Origin of the sequence: Aequorivita aurantiaca (assembly GCF_030410135.1) — a bacterium.
GTDB classification, from domain to species: domain Bacteria; phylum Bacteroidota; class Bacteroidia; order Flavobacteriales; family Flavobacteriaceae; genus Aequorivita; species Aequorivita aurantiaca.
In genome coordinates this window covers 1-17,195 of sequence record NZ_JAUGQQ010000014.1, presented here as the reverse complement: position 1 = coordinate 17,195, position 17,195 = coordinate 1, and the positions used below count along the sequence as shown (strand labels likewise).

Annotated in this window: 13 protein-coding genes and 1 pseudogene; 5 read left to right on the top strand and 9 right to left on the bottom strand. The window is 39.7% G+C overall.

All coding sequences use genetic code 11. The features are described 5' to 3' along the window. Positions 1-5: 5 nt before the first annotated feature. Complete coding sequence (locus tag QRD02_RS13310) at positions 6-4,217, top strand: HYR domain-containing protein (protein WP_290255453.1); 4,212 nt, start codon at positions 6-8, stop codon at positions 4,215-4,217. 124 nt (positions 4,218-4,341) lie between these two features. After that, on the top strand, positions 4,342-4,692 hold the full coding sequence (locus QRD02_RS13305; RefSeq protein WP_290255452.1) for a DoxX family protein: 351 nt from the start codon (positions 4,342-4,344) through the stop codon (positions 4,690-4,692). A gap of 49 nt (positions 4,693-4,741) precedes the next feature. On the opposite strand, the gene QRD02_RS13300 is transcribed toward QRD02_RS13305, so the two are convergent. Continuing rightward, positions 4,742-5,518 carry a S1/P1 nuclease gene (locus QRD02_RS13300; protein ID WP_290255451.1) on the bottom strand — a complete coding sequence of 259 codons (777 nt, stop codon included), beginning with the start codon at positions 5,516-5,518 and terminating at the stop codon, positions 4,742-4,744. Positions 5,519-5,721: 203 nt separating this feature from the next. Between QRD02_RS13300 and QRD02_RS13295 the strand changes: the two genes are divergently transcribed. The 3 genes from QRD02_RS13295 (at position 5,722) to QRD02_RS13285 (ending at position 8,831) form a co-directional block, all read left to right on the top strand. Then, entirely contained in the window at positions 5,722-6,651 is a 930-nt protein-coding gene (locus tag QRD02_RS13295) for an alpha/beta hydrolase (protein ID WP_290255450.1), read from the top strand. A gap of 44 nt (positions 6,652-6,695) precedes the next feature. Then, positions 6,696-8,033, top strand: a complete 1,338-nt coding sequence (locus tag QRD02_RS13290) for a DUF819 family protein (RefSeq protein ID WP_290255449.1) — start codon at positions 6,696-6,698, stop codon at positions 8,031-8,033. A gap of 84 nt (positions 8,034-8,117) precedes the next feature. Next, positions 8,118-8,831, top strand: a complete 714-nt coding sequence (locus QRD02_RS13285; protein ID WP_290255448.1) for a DUF4369 domain-containing protein — start codon at positions 8,118-8,120, stop codon at positions 8,829-8,831. Here QRD02_RS13285 and QRD02_RS13280 read toward each other — a convergent pair. From QRD02_RS13280 to QRD02_RS14510, 8 genes and pseudogenes are all read right to left on the bottom strand, one after another. Beyond that, positions 8,826-9,092: a hypothetical protein gene (locus QRD02_RS13280; RefSeq protein WP_290255447.1), complete on the bottom strand. Its 267-nt coding sequence runs from the start codon at positions 9,090-9,092 to the stop codon at positions 8,826-8,828. The two genes, QRD02_RS13285 and QRD02_RS13280, sit on opposite strands and share 6 nt — an antisense overlap. A 69-nt stretch (positions 9,093-9,161) precedes the next feature. After that, a complete protein-coding gene (locus QRD02_RS13275) occupies positions 9,162-10,142 on the bottom strand; it encodes a type I phosphomannose isomerase catalytic subunit (RefSeq protein ID WP_353959588.1) in 981 nt (326 codons plus the stop codon). Further along, positions 10,139-10,549: a 6-pyruvoyl trahydropterin synthase family protein gene (locus tag QRD02_RS13270; RefSeq protein WP_290255446.1), complete on the bottom strand. Its 411-nt coding sequence runs from the start codon at positions 10,547-10,549 to the stop codon at positions 10,139-10,141. The genes QRD02_RS13275 and QRD02_RS13270 overlap by 4 nt, the downstream gene beginning before the upstream one ends. After that, the gene (gene idi / locus QRD02_RS13265; RefSeq protein WP_290255445.1) at positions 10,546-11,064 is read right to left on the bottom strand and encodes an isopentenyl-diphosphate Delta-isomerase; all 519 of its coding nucleotides are present in this window, start codon (positions 11,062-11,064) and stop codon (positions 10,546-10,548) included. The genes QRD02_RS13270 and idi overlap by 4 nt, the downstream gene beginning before the upstream one ends. 107 nt (positions 11,065-11,171) lie before the next feature. After that, positions 11,172-13,112: an OmpA family protein gene (locus QRD02_RS13260; protein ID WP_290255444.1), complete on the bottom strand. Its 1,941-nt coding sequence runs from the start codon at positions 13,110-13,112 to the stop codon at positions 11,172-11,174. A gap of 11 nt (positions 13,113-13,123) precedes the next feature. After that, positions 13,124-14,071, bottom strand: a complete 948-nt coding sequence (locus QRD02_RS13255) for a PorP/SprF family type IX secretion system membrane protein (protein ID WP_290255443.1) — start codon at positions 14,069-14,071, stop codon at positions 13,124-13,126. Between the two features lie 55 nt (positions 14,072-14,126). Beyond that, a complete protein-coding gene (locus QRD02_RS13250; protein ID WP_290255442.1) occupies positions 14,127-16,763 on the bottom strand; it encodes a DUF7507 domain-containing protein in 2,637 nt (878 codons plus the stop codon). A 60-nt stretch (positions 16,764-16,823) separates the two neighbouring features. After that, a pseudogene (locus tag QRD02_RS14510) lies at positions 16,824-17,156 on the bottom strand (DUF7507 domain-containing protein); the annotation flags it as partial. Positions 17,157-17,195: the final 39 nt, after the last annotated feature.

The window sequence follows — 17,195 nt, the reverse complement described above, 5'->3', positions numbered from 1 at the left end:
TGATTATGAAAAAAATTACGCACTGCATAACATTTTTGTTGTGCTTAGTTCTCACCATTGGAGCCTTCGGACAAGCATCTGAATCCATTAATGGTACGGTAACTACCACTCAACCCTTTCTAAATTTCGGTCGGGCAGTTCCAAACACGGGTACTTATTATACCCCAACTGCGCTCGCACCTGGTTTAATTTATGACAATGGACCAATTATTAATGTTCCACCGGACAGAAGTAGGTTGCAAAATACAACCTTGGGCATGAACATCTTAGGTTTTGGCGCGCAAACCACTGCCAACAATAGAATGGCCGATGATGTTACCCTAACCGATGATTATAACATTACTGAGTTTCGCTTTTATACCTATCAAACAGGATCGACAACAACATCTACCATTACTGGAATAACCCTCCGAATTTGGGATGGAATTCCCGGTGTGGTGGGAAGTAATATTATTTGGGGCGATGCCACAACGAATGTTCTTGCATCAACAACATGGAGCAACGTTTATAGAGATTCTGAAACCACAGTTGCCACTAATAGACCAATTATGGAAGTTACTGTTGCACCTGTCGGACTCACATTAAATGCAGGCACCTACTGGCTGGATTGGAATTATAGCGGAACCTTAGGCTCCGGACCTTGGGCACCTCCAATTGCTATTCTAGGACAAGCAAATACTGGAAACGCGCTTCAATCATTGGCAGGAGGACCATATAATCCTGCTCTAGACACTACCCCTGGAACAAATGAACCCCAAGGTCTGCCATTCCAAGTATATGGAGAATCATTAGGCGGAGGTCCGGTAGCAGAATGCGATGGCGGAGTTCCACGGCTTATTCCAGCTTCAGGAAGCGGAAGTGCAGTCTGTGATTTCCCCACACTAGCACCCGCAACAGTTTCCTCAACCGGAATAGTGGGATCTGGCGCTGGGGAGTATGAATTGGAGTCTATTGAAATTGAACTTACCCATTCCTGGGCGAATGATCTGGATATTTTTCTCGTATCTCCAGGTGGTGCCGTTACCGTTGAACTCTCAACAGATAATGGCGGAAACACAGGTCTAGATTCTCCCGCTACTTTAGTTTTTACCGATAGCTCCGTAAACGCCATTACTGGCTGGACTGGCGGTGTGCCCGCAGCCAACTATCTTGCAGAAGGAGGCAATTTAAATTCCTTGTTGGCAGGATTGTCAATCAATGGCGATTGGACGTTACGAATCTGTGATGATGCTGCAGGCGATAGCGGAACCTTATTTAGCTATTGTATTAATTTTATTGAGAATTCTATTGTTGTAGGCAACCCACCCACAATTGTCTGTCCTGCTGATATTGTTATAAACAATACTGCTGGTACTTGTGGAGCCGTAGCAAACTTTGCCGGAGTTGCCTTTGATGATGAGGACGGTAACATCTCCTCTTCTATCATCGCCACTCCCGCTAGCGGAAGTACATTTCCAGTAGGCGATACTACAGTGGAACTTTCCGTGACCGACAGCGATGGCAATACATCTACATGTGAATTTAATGTAACTGTATTGGACAACGAAGCTCCAATAGCTGTTTGTCAAGATATAACAGTTGATCTCGATCCAGCAACGGGCAGTGTAAACATTTCGGGAGCGGATATTGACAACGGCTCAACAGATAACTGTGGAATCGCGAGCATGACCTTGGATGTTTCTACGTTCGATTGTTCGATGACGGGTGCAAATACGGTAACCCTCACAGTTACCGATAACGCTGGGAACACTGCAACCTGTACCGCTACGGTAACTGTCCAAGACGTTACCGCACCAGAAATTGTCTGTATAGGTGGCGTAGGAACCTTCACCGAAACGGAAGATTTTGAAGGAGCCTCTGTTCCTGCTGGCTGGTCCACAAATATAGTATTGGGTTCTGCAGACTGGACATTCGGCTCGGGCGATATGCCAACGGGTGGTGATTTCCCAACAAATGCGGCCATTTTTGATGACGATGCAATAGGCTCTGAGGATAATATTGCTGAATTGTTGTCTCCAGTTTATGATCTAACCGGAGCCACATCCGCCGAGATGTCCTTTGATTATGCCCTGCAAGATTTTGTTGGTCTGGGCTTATTGCGAGGTGAAGTTTGGGACGGTAGTGCTTGGCAACAAATATTCCTAGCTGACAACGCCGATGTAAATCCCACCAATACAGGTGCCATAGACGTATTGGCTTATGCAAACGCTAACTTCCAAGTAAAATTTACTTGGGATGATGAAACTGGTTGGAACTGGGGTGCTGGTGTTGACAATTTCTTGTTGACCTATGAGGCCGGTTCCGGTGGTGGTCTTGACGTTTACCTTGATGCAAATGGAATGGCCAGTGTAGATCCTAATGATCTATTGATTAATGTGAATGAAGCATGTGGTTACACAGTAACTGCTGGTGGTGCAGGAGGAGGTACAGTGGGTTCTTTGGCAACCTTGTTTGCCTCTGGAAATAATGGTTCGCCGGGAGGAGCAGTGTATTTTGATGTCACTGTAGGTCCAAACGATTTGGAGGTTGCTGAAATCGATATAAATACAGCAGATCCGGGAAGTTTCACTTTAGATGTTTATACTTTGGTAGGAACTTATGTGGGCAATGAGTCCAATCCTGGCGCATGGACTTTAGCAACTTCGGGAACTGGAACCGGCGCGGGAATTGATATGCCTTCAAACGCAGTGCTGGCCGCTCCAATAACTTTAACGGCAAATACCACTTATGGTATGGCCTTAGTATTAGATAGCGGTCATTCACATTATTATACAAATGGCGATGGAACCAACCAAAACTATTCGAATGCTGATATGGCTATGGCTTTGGGTGCTGCATCCAACACTCCATTTACTACTCCTATTTTCGCACCTAGAATATTTAACGGTGTAATCCATTATACTACAGGCGGTGGTAGCGGTGGATTAGACTTCACTTGTGCAGACCTTGGTGAAAATATCGTGGAAGTTACTGTTACCGATGATAGTGGTAATGTTTCTACCTGTTTCGCTACCGTAAATGTCATAGATAATATTGCACCAATCTTAGTTTGTCAGGATACCACAATTGAATTGGGTCCAGACGGTAGCGCAACGGTCGACCCTATGGCGTTATTGGCCAGTATGCCTACAACTTATGAGGTAATGGTAATTGGCAGCGATAATTCCTCCGGAACTGAAGGATTGACGGACTTCACAGTGAACGTTACAGAAGCCGCAGCTATCACTTTTGACTGGGATTATACTTCTAACGATTCCCCTGGTTTTGATAGCTTCGGATATTTATTAAATGGAACTTACACTCAGTTGACAGATCCAGCCTTAGGCAATCAATCCGGAAGTGCGGCTGTAGCCGTTTCCCCAGGTGATGTCTTCGGATTCCGTTCACAGACTGACGACAATAGTTTCGGAAACAATGAAACTGTAATAAGCAACTTTATGCCTGGATTTGAGGGTCAATTTGATCCTGCCAACTGGAATCTTACCTTGTCAAATTCTGATGGTACTGCATTCTTCACGGAAATTCCTGGAGGCCCATTGTCATTTGACGCTTGTGGAATTACAGTATTGGCCGTTGATGTTACTACTGTTAGTTGTGCTGATATAGGAGCACCAATAACTGTAACTGTTTTTGCAAGCGACGCCAGTGGAAACATTGCTTCTTGTACATCAATAATTACAGTAGTAGATCTATTAGGACCAGAACTTACTTGCCCTGCGGACCAAACTGTTGATCCCGGAGCTGGCAACCTGTTCTATATCTTGCCTGATTATTTCGCCACCGGCGAGGCAATTGCGGATGACAACTGTACCGATCCCGTGACTATTACTACCCAGGATCCTGCTCCCGGCACTCCGCTGTCTGATGGCACTTACACCATTTCATTTTCGGCCACTGACGAGTATGGCAACACTTCAACTTGTGATTTCGAGCTTATCGTAGAAACCACCATCGGCGTGGCCGAGAATTCATTGGACAAAGGCTTGGCTTTATACCCCAACCCAGCGGACAACATGGTGAACCTTGTGAACAAGACCAACATTTCACTAGAGAAAATGATGATCTATGATATAAACGGTAAATTAGTGAGCCAAACGGACCTTCGTTCGATGCAGGGCGAAAAGGCTGTTGATGTCTCAACACTTGCTTCCGGTGTTTATATGGTGCAGATTATTAGTGACTCCGCTAATACTGTGAAGCGTTTGATTAAAGAGTAATTTTTTCATATATATTGTAATTTAAAGAAGGCCTTCCTGCTAAATACAGGAAGGCTTTCACTTTTTATAAATTTGTCTTTAGAAAACTTCCAAAAAGATTACTTTTAAAAACAAAACTACCGATATGTTACCTTGGCATCAATACTTGATGGGAGTGCTCCTCATTCTTGCGGGAATGAACCATTTCCGAAAACCAAAACTTTATGAGCGCATAATGCCCGTTTACATTCCATCACCCAAGGCAATGGTTATGTTAAGTGGTATTGCCGAAATGATTTTAGGTTTTATGCTAATGAATAAAAACACCCAAAGTGAAGCTGCCTGGGGAATTATTATTATGCTACTACTTTTTTTACCGGTCCATATTTATATGTTACAGCATAAGGAAGCCGCATTAAAACTACCTAAATGGATCCTTATTATTCGTCTACCGTTACAATTTGTTTTGATGTATTGGGCGTTTCTTTATACATAAAGAATTTAAGCCAAGTTGTACCACTGATTAAAGTGAAAGATTTTGCTTCCTAACTAAATATTTCATTAAGGATTTTTGCCAGTCTTATGCCGCCTTTTTGTAACTGAAAACGAAGCGTATCCATGTATTTATACATATACTTGTAGCTTAGCTTTTGGCCAATTTCCGTATTGGCATATATATTTTCACATAGCTCGCGACTCTCGTACATCCAATCCACCACGGTTCCTTTTTCTATTGCTTCAACTTGTTCTTTTGAAAGCACAGTTGCGTTTAAGGCTACTTCGGAATAGGACATATCATAAAAATCCAACATTTTGGAATCCCAAACGGTATGTAAATTTGTGCCGTCATTAAACCAACGCACTTGAAAATCATTGCCGCCTTTATCTTCTTCCAAACCTATATGCAAAGGTTGATGCAGATCGCCTAAAAAATGGATGAGCATTTTTAAATAAAATACCCTTTCTTCCTTTGAACTGCTAGTATTTTCCAGAATCGCAATACATTTATCTATACCCTTTATTATATCGCCTTCTTCACTTTTAGGATGGGTTTCATATTTTTCCCCAAAAGGAAAATTCACGTAGTGCCACGGACCGAAAGCATCAAATTGCCGATCACTTTTAATGTCATCGGCATAATTTGAGACAAACGCGAGCGAATGGCCGTCCAAAAGGTTTCTAATTTCTTTCTTCGCCTTTTTGCTTAAATAGTGTCCGGCAATTTCACCCACTACCCTATGACCCGTTTTGCCCCAATCTTCTGCGGCGGCAATTGCTGTTGAAAATAGGGCAACCAATAACGCTACGGTAAACTTTTTCATTCTAATAAAATTTAGTTATTGAAAACTTTTCTTCCTAAAAGACAAAGATAGGTTTCGTATTGTCATAACGAAACCAATATAATCCAATATTTAAGAAATTGAATCTCTGCTAGTATAGTATCATCAAAAATATTTAATGGGAAATAATATTAATTGGCTTTCTTTGTTAAACATGAACTGTTTGCGCAGCTTAAAAAATATACATGAAAAATTACATCCCAATCTTTTTACTCTGTTTCGGAATAATGGCTTCCGCACAGACAAAAAAATATAATTCTGAAGATTTAAGCATAACTCCCCTAATTGACGGTACGCTACTTTTACCAGAAACCAAAACAGCAACGCCTCTGGCAATAATTATTGGCGATAGCGGGCCTACGGACCGAAATGGAAATCAGCAAATGATTGTGAACAATTGTTTGAGGTTTCTTGCCGAAGGACTCTATTCAAAAAACATCGGGAGTTTCCGCTATGACAAAAGAATTGTAAAACAAATGAAGCAACGAAGCTTAAATGAAGAAAATATTCATTTCAGCGATTTTATCGAAGATGCCGTCGCAATTTTGGAATATTTCAAAAAAGACTCCCGATTTTCAAAAATTCATATTATTGGCCATAGCCAAGGTTCTTTGGTAGGAATGGTCGCAGCGCAAAACGGAGCAGATGGATTTATTTCTATTGCCGGAGCCGGACAGGAAATTGATGATGTTATTGTTGACCAACTTTCCGAACAGGCCCCCGGTTTAGTGGATAATGCCCGCACTTCCTTTGATGATCTTCGCGCTAACGGAGTGGCGTATAATTATAGTCCGGGTTTGGCATCCATTTTTAGAAAACAAATTCAACCCTTTATTTACACTTGGATGCAGTTTGACCCTCAAGAAGAAATCGTAAAACTGAAAATTCCGGTGTTGATAATTAATGGTGATAAGGATACCCAAATACAGGTTTCCGAAGCTGAAAAACTAAAAAATGCGAAACCGGACGCCGAGTATAAAATCATTCATAAAATGAACCATATCTTCAAAGAAATTGAAGGCAACGATTTGGAAAACAGCAAATCCTATAATATTTACAATCTTCCCGTAATGCCTGAATTGATTAATACAGTGGGTGATTTCATCAATAGATAATCCAAATTAAAAAATAATTGTATTTTGCGCCAAAACACTAAAAGATGCAAGAAACAACTACCGCAATAATTCAGGATACAACTCCCCTCTTTACCAACGATACCATTGTTTTTGGAATTTTAATGTTAGCGTTGGGCTTCATATTTTATACTTCTGCTCGAACTGAAGGTTTTTGGAAGAAATTTTACGGAGTTGTGCCCGCATTGTTCATGGCATATTTCCTGCCAGCATTGCTCACCACTTCGGGAGTTGTTTCACCCGAATGGACCTCCGTTTCCGAAACTGGGGAAGTTGTGGCGGGAAGCACCGGCTTATATTATATGTCCAGCCGTTATTTGTTGCCGGCCGCTTTGGTATTGATGACGCTGAGCATTGATCTAAAAGGTGTTTTTAACTTAGGTCCCAAGGCATTGATAATGTTTTTGGCAGGAACTGCTGGAATTATAATTGGGGGACCTTTGGCTGTTTTGATTGTGGGCACCATTCACCCAGAGGCAGTGGGTGGCGAAGGCGCCGATGCCGTTTGGCGTGGACTCTCCACTTTAGCAGGAAGTTGGATTGGCGGTGGCGCCAACCAAACTGCAATGTTGGAAATATATGGCTATAATCCTCGACTTTATGGAGGGATGGTTTTTGTGGATATTGTAGTAGCCAATATTTGGATGGCTATAATTTTATTCGGAATTGGGAAATCGGCCAAAATTGATAAATGGCTGAAGGCTGACACTTCAGCAATTGAAAGTTTGAAACAAAAAGTTTCCGATTATTCGAGAAAAGTAGACAGAAACCCAACATTGACAGATTTGATGATTCTTGCCGCTATTGCTTTCGGCACGGTTAGTTTTGCACATTTCGGAGCTGATATTTTAAGTGCTTATTTCACTTCACTAGTAAACGGTATTCCAAAAGGAATTGTTAGAAATATATTTACATTCCTTGATTCCAGTTTCTTTTGGATGATATCCATAACCACTCTTATTGGAGTACTGCTATCCTTTACCAAAGCTAAACAATATGAGGGTGCTGGAGCAAGCAAATTTGGGAGTGTTTTCATTTATATTTTGGTGGCAACTATTGGAATGAAAATGGACCTTACTCTAATTTTCAATAATTTATGGCTAATAGTTATTGGTTTGGTTTGGATGGCGGTACACGCCGGCCTAATGATTGCAGTAGCGAAAATGATTCGGGCGCCTTACTTTTTCTTAGCAGTGGGAAGTCAGGCAAACGTTGGTGGAGCGGCATCTGCCCCCATTGTGGCTTCTGCTTTTCACCCTTCGCTGGCAACGGTTGGGGTACTTTTGGCTGTTTTCGGTTATGCCATTGGAACCATAGGGGCCATTATTTGTACAGTAATGATGCAATTGGCTTCGGCAGTATAATTTTTCGAAAATTTATTTACATCTTTGCAAATTGTTAAAGGGAACTCTGGATTCACAGAGTCTTCAATATATAATACATTCAAAATGCGCTATTTTTTATCAATTGCAGTTGTAATGCTAAGCTTATGGAGCTGTGCTACGGATACAGAAATAATGAATCTTACCGGCACTGTAAAAGGACTAAAAAAAGGAACACTTCTCTTGCAAAAAATTGAGGATACCCTTTTGGTAACCGTAGATTCAATGACCGTTGATGGAAATGCAAATTTTTCTTTTTCCCAAAAAATTGAAAGTCCGGAAATTTACTACCTCTATGTTCGTTTGAAGGACGGTACTTTGAGGGATGATCGCATTCCATTTTTTGCTGAAAACGGAGAAATAAATATTAATACTAATTTGAAAAATTTCGGGAGCGCAGCCGTGGTTACGGGTTCTAAAAATGATAAATCATTGAAGGAGTATTTGAAGCTTAAAGACAGATATGTAATAAAAAACTTGGGGCTTATTGAGGATAGATTAAAGCTCGGAAATAATATTGCCGATTCTTCCCTATTGAAAATTGAGCAGCGGCAACGGGCCTTGCTTTCAAACAAATATTTGGCAACCATAAATTTTGCCATGAACCACAAGGATCAGGAGGTGGCACCGTATTTAATGTTGAGTGAGGTTTATGATTCCAATATTAAATATTTGGATACGGTGTATAAAGCTTTGACTCCAAAAATAAAAGACTCCAAATACGGGAAGGAATTGGAGTCTTTTATAAAAGATCGTAAAAAAACAGATTCTATTTTATAGGGAATTAATTTTATCAATTAGATTCCTGCCGCGTTCTTCAAGCTCCATATTTACAGCTTTGAAATGCTTCTTTTTATTTTCAACATCTTTCTGGTTCACTTTTGTAATCAATTCATCAAAAGTTGTAATCGCCTCCTCGATAATTGCTTCCGCTTTTTTATTGTCTTTATCTGCATTGGTCAATTCCCAGATATAAACTGCTTCAATAATATCGCCCAAAACATAGTTGATATCCTTTTTTAAATTTCTAACGTTTGCCATTCTTATTTTTTAAATAATTAATTGTTTTCTTTTATAATGATTTATAAAATCGGCCAAAGGTACAAACATTTACGGAATGTACACTTCCAAAAAGCTGGCGGAGTTCGTAATAAATTTTATTTCAGACAATTGAGCCGGAACTAAAATGGTTTCCCCTTTATTTATTCTTTCCGAATAATTTTCAGTTTCAATCATAGCGGCTCCCGCTATGCACATGTAGACCGTAAAGGAAGGTATTTGTTCCAAATTCCGCACATGGTTTTTTGATAGGTTAAGTTTATTTACACTAAAAAATTCGGTTTTTCCAATGAATGCTGGGTTATCATTGCTATCCTCATAATGAATTCGCGCGTTGGAAGGACCAAAATTTAAAGCTTCCAAAGCAAGATCAGTATGTAAGGATCTTAATTGACCATTTGTGTCTAATCTTTGCCAATCATAAATTCTATAAGTAATGTCCGAGGTTTGCTGAATTTCCGCAAGCAGAACACCGGCGCCAATGGCGTGAACCGTTCCAGGTTTTAAAATAAACGCATCACCCTTTTTAACCTCTTCAGATTTCAGAAAGTCCGTGATCCTGTTTTCGGACAGTGCGTCCAAATAGATTTGCTTGGTCATTTTTTGATTAAAACCCAATATAAGTCGCCCATTTTCTTCTACTTCAAGAATGTACCACATTTCTGTTTTACCGAAGGAATTATGTCTTTTTTTTGCCAATAAATCATCGGGATGAACTTGGACGGAAAGATCTTCATGGGCATCAATAAATTTGAAAAGCAATGGAAATTTGTTTCCGAAATTTTTAAAAGTTTTCTCGCCTACCAATTTTTCATTATAATTTTCTAAAAGCCAATTGATAGTTTTACCCTTAAGTGGACCGTTGGCAACTATGGAAACATTTTCATCAACTCCCGAAAGTTCCCAACTTTCGCCAATGTTTTCCTCTGAGTTTTTGTTGAAGTGAACTTTTAACTTTTTGCCTCCCCAAACTTTTTGTTTTAAAATGGGTTCAAACTTTAGCGGATATAAAGGGGAATCTTTAATCATCATTGGCCGCTATACACAACAAAATTGCGGGGGGTTTCATAAAGTTTTATGGAAATATCGAATTGAGAATCGATTCGTAACCGTATTTTGTTCCAAATAACGATTGCAATATTTTCGACTGTCGGGTTGAGGTTTTCAAATTCGGGAACTTCAATATTTAAATTTTTATGGTCGAAGGCAGTTTCAACTTCCTCTTCAATTATTCGATTTAAAATTTTTAAATCCATCAAAAACCCAGTTGCGGGATCTATCTTGCCGGTTATGCCAACTTCCAATTCATAATTATGACCGTGATAATTGGGATTGCTGCATTTGCCAAACACCTCAAAATTTTTGGCGTCATTCCACTCCTTTCTAAAAAGCCTGTGCGCGGCATTAAAGTGGGCTTTTCTGTATACGGTTAAGCTCATACCAGTAAGTGTTGGTAAAATTTATCAAATATTATTTTGAACCAAGCAGTGTAAATTTCGGGATTAATTTGAATGTCTTTCTTTACTTCCTCAATCCCCATCCATTTCCAGTTTGCTACTTCGTCTTTATTAATATTGGGCTCTCCTTCAAAATTTCCCACCAAAATATGGTCAAGTTCATGTTCTGTGAGGCCATTATCAAAAGGCGCCTTATAAATAAATGTGGTGGTTTCTTTAATATCGGTAACAAATCCCATTTCTTCCCAAAGCCTTCTTTTTCCGGCCTCTATAGAAGTTTCGCCATCGCGTTGGTGACTGCAACAAGTGTTTGTCCAAAGTCCCGGAGAATGATATTTGTGCAGTGCCCGTTGTTGAAGCATGAGCTCGTTTTTATCATTAAAAACAAAAATCGAAAAGGCTCTGTGGAGCACTCCTTTTTCGTGGGCTTCCTGTTTTGGCATTAGCCCTAATGGCTCGTCCTTTTCATTTACGAGAATAACTTTTTCTTCTATCATTTCTTAAATTGCCTTTGGCCAAAAGTACAAAAAGGGAAGATGTTTTAAAAGCAAAAAGCGCTCAATAGCAAGTATTGAGCACTTTTTCATAATTAAACTTGGTTAATTTAATCTTTAATAATAAACATCGATCGTCTATTAAGTTGATGTTCTTCTGCTGTACACGGCACTCCGTTTGTACATTGGTTTACGAGTTGTGATTCGCCATATCCACGAGCGGTTAGCCTGCTAGCATCAATACCTTTTCCAACAAGCCATTTAAGTGTGGATTGTGCTCGTCTTTCCGATAGAGCCTTGTTGTAACTGTCATTGCCTCGAGAATCTGTATGGGATTCAATGTGAATTACCAATTCTTTATACTCTCGCATTGCGGCAAGGATTTTCGCCAGTTCAATTTCAGCGTCAGGACGAATGTTTGATTTATCAAAATCAAAATAGATTGGTTGCAGGTTCAGTTTGCATCCCAAATCATTCGGCGGACATGGTCCGATGCGTTTCAGAGGAAGTGGAACATCAATAACTCCTGAAAGCAGCGGGGTTTGTATCATTTTTTCATAAGGATTGTAACCTTCTTTAATCCCTCTCACCGTGTATTGTGTATCACAATCCCCAACGAAACTGTAGGTTCCATCATTTTGCGCAGTAGTCTGGCTCACCAATTGGTTATTTTCATCCAGTAAGGAAACGGTTGCTCCTGGCAAAGGATCATTTGTTTCCTCATCGAAAACTCTTCCTTTAATTGTTATGGAACAGATTTCCTTTACTAAGTAGATATCGTCATCAACACTGCCTCTATCCCCTCCTCTATTTGATGAAAGATAGCCAATACGATCATTTTCATTTATAATGAAACCGAAATCGTCCTTGGCACTGTTTGTTGGAGCACCCAAATTTGTGATAGAGCCGGGGTTACCTTCCTTATCAAGAGGAGTTACGAAAATATCATATCCGCCTAAGCCTGAGCGACCGTCACTGGAAAAATAAAGGTTATTATTTTCGCTAATAAAAGGAAAGGATTCCCGTGCCACAGTGTTTATGCTAGGTCCCAAATTTACTGGCGCACTATAATTATTATTTCCAAGGATTTCAACATACCATAGATCGGACATACCGATAGTACCAGGCATATCGGAAGAAAAATACAATCGTTTTTCATCGGGACTGAGAGCAGGATGGGCAATGGAGAATTCCTTATCATTAAAGGGAAGTTCCACAATGTTGGACCAATTTTGATCTCCAGTTTTGGTTGCCTTATAAAGGGTTAATCGTAAAGTTTTATACTTTTTTGATTTGTCAAGACCTTTTTTACCATCTAAATATGTATTTCTTGTGAAATAAACCGTATTGCCATCTTTGGAAAAAGTAGCTGTCGATTCGTTATATTCAGTATTTATATCCCCGCCAATTCTCATTGGATTGCTGAGTTCTCCGTTTGCAGCTCTCTCCGCTATAAATAGGTCCAAATAGGGTTCTTGAGTCCATTCATTAATCTTTGTACCCGTTGAATTTCCAGCCGAGGCGTATACTAATTTATTATTTCCGTAAAACGTTGGACCGAAATCAGAAGTGGAGGAATTTATGCTCACCTTATCTATTACAAAATCCCTGGTTTTAAAAACAGTACTCTTTAAATAATCAGAGTCATCATCGTAAGATATGATTACCAACCCTGTTCCGCCATTTGCCACAAAGTTCTTCAAAAGTGCGTCAGATTCTTCGAATTTGCCCAAACTTTTTAATGATTGTGCAGCTCGATAATAGTATTCCGGCTCCATTTGATCGGGAAATTGTTTTACTAGTTTATCATACCAAACGCCTGCATTGGTATAGTCGCCATTAAAGTAATAGGTATCTCCTAATTTTTTGAAAATTTCGGCTGATTCATAACCATCGGCTACTACCTTTAAATAGATTTCTCGAGCATCTATATAGGCATATTTATCAAACTCTTTGTTTGCTTTTTTAATATCCTTCTGCTGAGAAAAGGTACTGCCTGCAGTAAAAACCACTAAGGCGAATAGTAATATGTTGCGTACTATTGTATTCATAGTTTTGATTTTTAGAAGAATCTCGGGGTTAGCACTCGTTCCGGTCTATTAAATAATTCAAAGCGAAGCATAATTTCATAGGAGCCATCACTGTAAGCTTCAATATCAGTTGTTTGATAATCATAAGCGAAACCAATAAATATTTGATCAGTTGCTTGAAACCCAACCAGACCGCTCATAGCGGCGCTCCATCTGTATGCAGCTCCCAGGGTTAATTTATCGTAAAGTAGGAAATTTGCCGAAACGTCAGCCTGCAACGGAGAACCGCTCACCATTTTGAACATAGTAGCAGGTTTAAATTTCAAATTATCGCTAAGATCAAATACATAACCCGCAATTAAGAAATAGTGCATACGCTCAGCAGCTGTTGTTTCTACAGAAGTGTCCACTATACTGCTTTCATCAAAATGTTTTGTAGTTAGGAAGTTTGGTACTGAAAGTCCTGCATAAAATTTCTCTGTGTTGTAGTAAATACCTGCGCCTATCTGTGGCTGAAGCTTATTATCAATATTGTTTTCATCAAAATAAGGATCGCTATAAAGATCGCGCGGGAGATTAAGTTTGGAAAAGTCCAAGTCTAAAATGTCTAGACCTGCCTTGAGCCCGAAAGATAGTTTTCCCGTTTCCGAGGTATTAATACTATAGGAATAATCAATATTAAAGTTGGTTTCCACTGAAGGTCCAATTCTGTCGCTGACAATTGAAAGACCAAGGCCCATATTGTCCGCTACTGGGGAATTGACAGTGAATGTTCCCGTATTGGGAGCACCATCTCCAAAATTTACCCATTGGGTTCTGTACAGCAAACCAAAACTTAAGGCTTCACGATTTCCTGCATATGCCGGATTAACCACCTGCGTATTGTACATATACTGTGTGTACTGTGGATCCTGCTGCGCTTTACTTGAAAACGTGCCAAGTAAAATCAAAATTAGTAGTGTTAGATAACTGTGTTTCATAGTTATGTATTTTAATCCTGGGAGGGAATTTCCTCCCAGGAATTTTTTTGATTTTCTATCTGTTAATATATAAATATCCGTTATAGCTGTCCTTACCAGGGTTTTCACCTTGGAATGTTAGAATGTAGAAATAGGTTCCGGTTGGTAACTCTTCGTTTTTATCTACGGTTACTCTTCCATCTGAAACGCCTTTGAATGTATTTATGCTGTCGTCATCACCTTGACCGTAACCATCCGTTTCGTATACAAGAATACCCCATCGGTTAAAGATTTTCACATTGTTGTTTGGATAGTTGTGAATACCTTTTATCCAGAAGAAATCATTCATATTATCTCCATTTGGAGTTATACCGTTATAAATTTCAAAGGTAGCGCCCAATACTTCTGGCAGTACAATTACGGTAGGATCATCTGGTTCACCGTCACCATTGTTGTCAGTGTTGGTTGGATCTGTTGGATCATCAGAATCATCTGTTACAACTGTGCCGTCCTCATCTTCAGCGGTAACGGTGGCTTGGTTTACCACTTCACCATTGTCAATATCTTGTTGGGTTATAACATAGGTTGCAGTAAAGGTTGTACTGTCAGTTTCTCCTGGCTCCAATTGTGCTATTGGACCTCCTGTAATTTCAATACCTGGCAAAGGATCCGCAATCATTATATTGTAAAGCGTAACATTTCCTGTATTTGTTACTGCAAAATTATAGGATATTGTTTCGCCTACATCTGTTGAACCGTTACCATCCTCGTCATTAAATTCACCCGTTTTCTCAAGAGAGATTGAAGGATTGTTTTCACACAGATCAGTAATAGTCGGATCATTTTCAAGATAACTGTTATCGTCAGAAAGGTCTGAAATTAGTTCGCCATTTGGTTTAGTACCTTCAACAGTAGCTTGATTAATAATGAAACCATTATCTACATCAGACTGTGTGATTGTATATACCGCAGAGAACGTTGTGATATCTTCTTCACCAGAAACTAAATTGATAGGGCCTCCAATTACAGTAACCAATGGATCCGTCACTGACACATTTGTCAACGCCACATTTCCTGTGTTTTTAACTCTAAAGCTATATACAATTGTTTCTCCAAGATCGGCACAACCATTACCATTTTCATCACTCGGCACCCCTACTTTTATTAATGCTATAGCAGGGTTTTGGCAAAGCTCAGTTATTGTTGGATCATCTTCCAATTCACTGTTGTCGTCGGAAAGATCGCTTACTGTGTTACCAGATGGATCGGTACCGGTCACGGTAGCCTGATTCTCAACAAATCCAGCATCGATATCCGCTTGCGTAATTGTATAGGATGCAGTAAAGGTTGTTCCATCCGACGTTCCAGGTGCCATTGTTATTGGCCCTCCATTTACAGTTACCAAAGGATCTGTAATTGCCACATCGGAAAGTGTAACATTCCCAAGATTCAGTACAGTGAAGGTATAGGTGATAGTTTCATCAACATCAGCACAACCATTACCGTTAGTATCCTCAACTATACCAGTTTTAATAAGTGCAATTGCAGGATTTTGACATAAATCTATTATCGTTGGATCATTCTCTAACACACTGCTTTCATCGGAAAGATCACTTACTATGGTCGAATCCGGGGCAGTAGCTTCTGCAGTTGCCTGGTTTATCACTTCACCTGCATCTATATCACTTTGTGTTATAGCATAGTCTCCGGTGTAAGTCCAAGTTTCAGTTACATCTAGTTGTCCATCAGAATTCGTATCACCAGTTGGTCCCGCAATGGTTGCGATTAATGGATCTGTTACCATTACATTGTTTAAACTAACGTTACCTTCATTCGTAACAGTGAATGTATAGGAAATAGTTTCCTCAACATCTGAACATCCATTTTGATTCTCATCATTGAAAGTCCCTGATTTTACAATCGCGATAACTGGATTCTGACACAGCTCGATTACTGTAGGGTCATTTTCAAGTACGCTACTTTCATCAGAAAGATCTGTAACTATTGTGGCATCTGGCGCAGTACCTGTGGCAGTTGCTTGGTTAATTACTTCTCCCGCATCTATATCATTTTGAGAAATTGCATAAGTACCTGTATAAATCCAAGTTTCGGTAACATCAAGCTCACCATCGCCATCTGTATCACCAGTTGGTCCAGTTATGGTAGCAATTAAAGGATCTGTCACAGATACGTTGCCAAGGCTAACGTTACCCTCGTTTGTTACTGTAAATGTATAGCTTATGGTTTCATCAATGTTTGAACAACCATTTTGATCTTCATCGTTGAATATTCCAGTTTTTACTATTGCAATGGCTGGTTCTTGACAAAGCTCAATAATTGTTGGATCATTTTCTAGAACGCTACTTTCATCCGAAAGATCAGTAACCAATTCGTCCATTGGAGAAAGTGCTTTTACGGAGGCTTGATTTATCACTTCACCTGCATCAATATCCTCTTGGGTAATATTATATATTCCAGTAAAGGTCCAAGTTTCAGTTACATCTAACTCTCCATCAGCATCAGTATCTCCGGTAGGACCGGTAATGATTGCAATCATCGGATCGTTTACTTCAACAAATCTTAAACTTACATTACCCTCATTGGTTATGGTAAATGTATATGTGATTGTTTCATCAACATCTGAACAATTGTTCTGGTTTTCATCATTGAAAATACCTGTTTTTACAATGGCTATTGCTGGATTTTGACACAACTCAATTATAGTTGGATCATTTTCTAGAACACTGCTTTCATCAGAAAGATCAGTTACTATTGTCGCATCTGGTGCTGTACCTTCTGCAGTAGCTTGATTCTTCACTGATCCTAAATCTATATCATCTTGATTAATGATATATGTTCCCGTGTAAATCCACGTTTCAGTAACATCCAGCTGACCATCGTTATCAGTATCGCCAATGGGCCCCGTTATAGTAGCAATCAACGGATCGCTTACATTCACGTTACTTAAGCTTACGTTTCCTTCGTTTGTTACTGTAAAGGTATAAGTGATTGTCTCATCAACATCTGAACAATTGTTCTGGTTTTCGTCATTGAAAATACCGGTCTTAACGATGGCGATGGCTGGTTCCTGGCAAAGCTCGATCACCGTCTGGTCATCGTTGCCGATCTCAGTACCCGATAGGTC